Raw genomic sequence first — 1,076 nt, 5'->3', positions numbered from 1 at the left:
CTACTCAACGGCAATGCCGGCGCACTGGTCGGTAAGAAACAACTGACCGTCAGCGCAGCCAGCCTGGACAACGGCGGCGGCATTCTCTCCAGCGGTGGCGACCAGACCCTGACCGTCGGCGGTTTGCTGAACAACGCCCAAGGCGGCTTGATCGACAGCGGCAACGCCCTGGTCATCAACGCCATGACCCTCGGCAACGCCGGCGGCACCGTCAACGCCCAGCATGCCCTGAGCTTCACCGGCACCACCCTGGACAACACCGGCGGCCAGCTGATTGGCAACGCTGCCGTGACCCTCGACCTGCTCGGCGCCCTCACCAACACCAACGGCAAACTCGCCAGCGTCGGCCCGCTGCGGGTCGAGCGTGCCACACAGATCACCAACCAGGGCGGCCAGATCGCCAGCCAGGGCCTGCTGACCCTGCTCACCGCCGGCCTGGACAACCGCAACCGCGGCACTGTCGCGGCCAATGATCAACTTGTCCTGACCGCTACAGGCACGGTGCAGAACGACGCCGATGGCCTGATCTACAGCCAGAACAGCGGCGTGCAGATCGACGCCGCCAGCCTCACCAATGGCAAAGGCACCGTGCAGAGCCAGGGCGCCATGACCCTGACCGTCGCCAACGACCTCGACAACCAGAGCGGCCGCCTCCAGGCCAAGGCCGCTGACCTGATGGTCGTTGCCCGCAACCTGGACAACCGTGGCGGCGTACTCGCCAGCCTGCAGGGTCTGCTGACCACCCAACTGAGCGGCGTGCTGAAAAACGGCTACGACCTGAACAACAACCACCAGGGCGGCATCACCCAGGCCCAGCGCCTGAACCTGATCGCCCTGGGCGGTATCGACAACTACGGCGGGCGCATCTCGGCCCAGACCGGCGACGCCACCGTCACCACCCGCAACTTCGACAACCGCAACGGCGGGCTGTATGCCAAGGGCAAGGTCAGCGTTACCGGCAACGATTTCGATAACAGCGGCGACAACGACGGTCAGATTGCCGGTAGCCAGATCGATCTGGATTTGACCGGGGCATTGAACAACCGGCTGGGCATCATCGAGAGTGACAGCACCCT

The 1,076-nt window shown here is 65.1% G+C and carries 1 pseudogene; it reads left to right on the top strand.

The features are described from left to right. Positions 1-1,076 (top strand): annotated as a pseudogene (locus tag FBX99_RS28790) (heme utilization protein); the annotation flags it as partial.

The organism is Pseudomonas sp. SJZ074 (genome assembly GCF_007828215.1).
Classification (GTDB): Bacteria; Pseudomonadota; Gammaproteobacteria; order Pseudomonadales; family Pseudomonadaceae; genus Aquipseudomonas.
The sequence above is the reverse complement of the archived record's forward strand: the minus strand, read 5'-3'. Positions and strand labels throughout refer to the sequence as shown.